This is a genomic window from Trinickia sp. (genome assembly GCF_051961175.1).
In the GTDB taxonomy this organism is placed as follows: domain Bacteria; phylum Pseudomonadota; class Gammaproteobacteria; order Burkholderiales; family Burkholderiaceae; genus Trinickia.
This window is the reverse complement of sequence record NZ_JBQCDN010000088.1, coordinates 1-4523: the sequence shown is the minus strand read 5'-3', so window position 1 is coordinate 4523 and position 4523 is coordinate 1. Positions and strand designations below refer to the sequence as shown.

Annotated in this window: 3 protein-coding genes; all 3 read right to left on the bottom strand. The window is 66.0% G+C overall.

Annotated elements, in window-relative coordinates; genetic code table 11:
- Window positions 1-316: 316 nt before the first annotated feature.
- Window positions 317-1120 carry an alpha/beta fold hydrolase gene (locus ACTHL0_RS04650; protein ID WP_440565420.1) on the bottom strand — a complete coding sequence of 268 codons (804 nt, stop codon included), beginning with the start codon at window positions 1118-1120 and terminating at the stop codon, window positions 317-319.
- A gap of 30 nt (window positions 1121-1150) precedes the next feature.
- Window positions 1151-3742 carry a DNA internalization-related competence protein ComEC/Rec2 gene (locus tag ACTHL0_RS04645; RefSeq protein WP_440565419.1) on the bottom strand — a complete coding sequence of 864 codons (2592 nt, stop codon included), beginning with the start codon at window positions 3740-3742 and terminating at the stop codon, window positions 1151-1153.
- Between the two features lie 138 nt (window positions 3743-3880).
- Window positions 3881-4523 (bottom strand): TatD family hydrolase (locus ACTHL0_RS04640; protein ID WP_440565418.1); only part of this gene is annotated, 643 nt, incomplete at its 5' end.

Genomic DNA, 4523 nt, shown 5'->3' with positions numbered 1-4523 from the left:
CCATCCCTTCCCCTGAAGGAAACGCGGGAATTTATCAGGCACGCACAATGGCGTCAAACCAATGAAAGAACGAGCAAACATTTCCGCCAGCAACAGAGATAAGCAATAAATACCGACCGCATACTCTGGTTGTGGTTCGCAGCTTCCGGCAAACCCAAAGCCCGCGAACCGCTACGGCTTATTGCCGGGAACGGAAAGGAATCGCTATTCGTTATTGGCCGAGCAGCCGCATCGGCGCTGCGATTCGCGGGCTGTCGTTCGACCGGGAACCGTCGAAATCGGGCCATGCGTCGGCGCCTGCCTTAGTCGACCGAAATTACCCCGCCCCGCGCAGCACGTTCAACATACCCATCAGCGCCCGCGCCGTCTCGATCGGCCGCTCCATCGGAAACAAGTGGCTGCCCTCCATCCACTCGACGCGGCCGCGCGCCGCGCGTTGCGTCACCTCGAGCCCCACTTGGCGGATTTCCTTCGAACGGGTGCCGGCGATGAAGCCGAGCGGCACCGGTGCACCGTGCGCGAGCCGCGGGCCCAGCGTGCGCGGCAGCGTGCGATAGATCCGGTACTCGATCTCGCGATTGAATGCGAGCATGCGCTTGCCGTCGAGCGAGCTCGGCGGAATACCGAAATCGATGTAATCGGACAAAACGCGCTCGTCCCATCGCGCAAACGCGCTTTTCGCATGGAAGTGGCGCCAAGCTTCTTCGCGGCTGGCCCATTGCGTGCGCCGAGTGCGCGTGGCCGCGGCGGGTGAAAGTCGCTCGTCCAGCCCCGTCCATTGCGTGAAGCGCAAGACATTCGCGCGCCAACCTGCGATCACCGGCGAGTCGAGCATGACCACCCCTCGCACCCACTGCGGATGTTTGAGCGCCGCCATCAACGACAAGTAGCCGCCCAGCGAGTGGCCGACGAGCCATACCGGGCGCTCGTACCGGCGGCCGATATCGGCCAGCAGTTCGTCGACGAGATGCGGCCAATCGCTCGTGACCGGATAGCGGGGATCGTGGCCGATGCGCTCGATGTAGCGAAGCTCGTAGTCATCGGCAAGTTCGGCGAACAGCGTGCGGTAAATCGACGCCGGGAAACCGTTCGCATGCGAAAAGTGGATGATGTCTTTCAAGCGCCGCCGCCTCCAGGTTCGTCTTTGTCTTTATCGGTCCATCCAGTAGCGGGCCCGTGCCTCTCGATAGCGTTCGAGCGCGAGCCGGCCGTCCTGTGCCGAAACGCGCACCGCGCCGTCGCGATCGGTCCGGCTCAGCAAGATGCCGCGCGCCTCGAAGCGGGCCCAGACATGTGGATGGGGATGGCCAAAGCGATTGCGATAGCCTACCTGAAATATCACCATGCGCGGATCGACCGAATCGAGGAAAGACTCGGTGGACGATGTTTTGCTGCCGTGGTGCGCGACGAGCAGAACGTCCGCACGCAATGCGTCCGGCGCGCGGCCAACGAGCGCACGTTCGGCCGGCGCCCCGATATCGCCCGTGAGCAGCGCGCTCATGCCTGGCGCGCTCACCCTCAGCACGCACGATTGCTCGTTGGAACGCCGCGGCAACGGGCCCGGATCGGGCCACAGCACCTCAAACTCGACGCCGTCCCAACGCCAACGCTGACCGGCCGCGCAACGCAATCGCTCGGTTTGGCTTGCTCGCGCCGCATCCCATACCCGGTGGACGGGCGGCACGCCGCCCAGCACCTGCCTCACGTCGGATGCCTCGAGCACCGCGGGCAGGCCACCCGCGTGATCGGCATCGCCATGACTGATAACCACGGTATCGAGCCGCGCCACGCCCCTCGCCCGCAAATACGGCGCGACGATGCGCTCGCCCGCGTTCGTCGATTCCGGCCCCGGACCCGCATCGAACAAAAGCGTGCGGCGGCGTGTTTCGACGAGGATCGATGCGCCTTGGCCGACATCGAGCGCGGTCAGCCGAAAGGCCCCCTCCTCGATGTCCGGCGCGGGCGGAACGACGAGCGGCAGCCACGCGAGCGGCGCGGCGAAGCGTAGCGGCCAGCCGCGCGGCATCAAGCACAGCGCGACACCCGCGAGCGCCGCGCCGAGCGCCCAGATCGACGGCTGCGGCGGATGCCGGTCGGCCCAAGCCGATTGCGCGAGCGTATCAAGGATATCCATCAATGGCACCAGCAACGCATGCGCGAGTTCATAAGCGAGCGCATCGAGCGGCGAAGGCAAAGCGATCGCGACGAGGACCACGGGCACGACCAGCAGGTTGACCCAAGGGACCGCGATCGCGTTCGCGAGCGGTCCCACGAGCGAGACCTGCGAGAACCAGAACGCCGTGAGCGGCGCCAAGCCGATCGTGACGGCCCACTGTGCGCGAATGGCGTCCGCCCCTCGCGCTCGCACCGTCGCCCACCAGCGGCGCGCCGCGTCACACCGGATGCCGCGCGTAGGCTCGATCGGTGCCTGCCACGTCGGATCGCTCGCACGCATCGTCTCGATAAGATCGTACGGACCCTCGCTGTCTTCGCGCACCCTCGGCCGCCCGCGCATCGCGAACGCAATGCACGCGACAGCAGCGAACGAAAGCCAAAAACCGGCCGCCGTGGGCGCCCAGGGATCGACAATGAGCACGAGCGCCGCGGCCCATGAGAGCACGAGCGAAAATGCGATGCTGCGGCCGAGCACGAACGCCACGCTCACCACGACGAGCATCCACAGCGCGCGCTGGGCCGGTATGTTGAACCCCGCCAGTGCGGCATACATGGCCGCGCTCGCCACGCCCACGGCGGCGGCGACAATCGGCGTGGGCACGACAAGCGGCCATTCCCGTGCGCCATACCGCGCGAGAATGGCGCCGAATGCGCACGAGCGGCGCCACAGCCACGCCGCCAGCGAGGCACCGAGCCCCGCGACGAAACCGATATGCAGCCCCGAAACCGCGACGAGATGACTCGTGCCGGTCCGTTGCAAAACAAGCCGATCCGCTTCGGCGATCCCCTCTTGCGCGCCGATCGCGAGGGCCATCACGATGCCCTGCTGCGCCGCGCCTTCGAGCGCCTGCGAGATGCGAGCGCGCAACGCGAAACGCACGCGGTCGATTGCCGTCCGCATTCCGCCTTCCACGCCCGGCAGCCGTTTCGCCGCCGCGGACGGGACAACGTATCCCGTCGCCCGTACACCACGTGCGAGCAGCGCGGCTTCAGCGTCGTACCCGCCCAAATTCGCGTAACCGTGCGGACGCTTGAGCCGCACCGAGACATGCCAGCGATCCCCGGGTCTCAATTGCGGCACGTCATGCGCACCGCGACTGCTCCAGGTGAGCTGGACGATTGACGGAAAATGCTCGATGCCCGTATTGCGCCGCACGTCGTCGACATCGACGGCAAAGAGGAATCGCGCGCTCGCACGGTCTTGCACAGGCAAGCCGCGTACATATCCTGTCAGCCCGAGTTCGCGCAGTTCCCATGACGCGGGCAACGCTTGCGCCAAGCGCACTTGTGCGCGCACGGCCGCGTAGGTGTGGCCTGCGATCAAAGCGGCGAGGAACAAGGCCGTGGGCACGACCCGGGCTTGCAACGACATCCTCCACCGCGCAGCGGCGTGCCGAGCCAAACCATCGCTACCAGGAGGCGTGCCTCGAATACATAACGAGCACACTAAAGCGCATGCCCCCGCGGCCAGCGCACCCAGCGCGATCCATTCTCCGCTGCCGGGCAATGCCGCACGTTGCTGCAGCAACACGACGCCCAGCGCAAAGCCGATCAGCATCGCCCGCATTCGCCCTCCTCGCTTGACATCCCCCTCGCCCCGAAGGGGCAAGGTCGGCCGCGCAATCAATCAGCGCGCCGTCCGGCGAGCCCGACAGAAACCTTCTGCCAGCGGACCAATCCTTAGAACGGCGCGAACGATCGGCGATTATGCGCAAGCCAGCGCGAGCCGGGGCAGCGCGGCATGAGCGTTGGCCATTGTGCCTACCGCGACCTCATCGACGCCGATGCCGCGCAATTCGGCGATGACTGCGCCGATGCGCGGTACCTGATCGGGCGCATTGCGTTGCTTGTAGAGCCAGGAGGGCGGAATGTCGGGTGCGTCGGTCTCGACGACGAGCGCATCCAGCGGCAGTTCGGCGGCGAGCCGCCTGATTTGGCGGGAGCGTTCGAACGTCACATTGCCGCCGAAGCCGAGACGCATGCCTTGGTCGATGAACGCACCTGCCTGTTGAAAGCTGCCGTTGAAAGCGTGCGCGATGCCGCACTTCACCGCATAGCGGCGCAACCCCTTGAGGACGAGATCCTGCGACTTGCGCACATGGCAGATCACGGGCAAATCGAAATCGCGGGCGAGTGCAAGTTGGGCATCGTAGACATGGCGTTGGCGCGCGTCGTCGAGATCCGGCACGAAGTAGTCGAGCCCGATTTCGCCGATACCGACGAACCGCGGATCGTCGAGACTTGCTTCGATCTCGCGGCGCAGTGTATCGAGATCCGCGTCGCTCGCCTGTCGCGTGAAAAGCGGATGGATACCGAGCGCATAGACGCCGCCCGCGATTCGATGAGCG

Coding starts and splice junctions, on each gene's coding strand:
- ACTHL0_RS04645 (WP_440565419.1), bottom strand. CDS start 3,742: ATGCGGGCGATGCTGATCGGCTTTGCGCTGGGCGTCGTGTTGCTGCAG.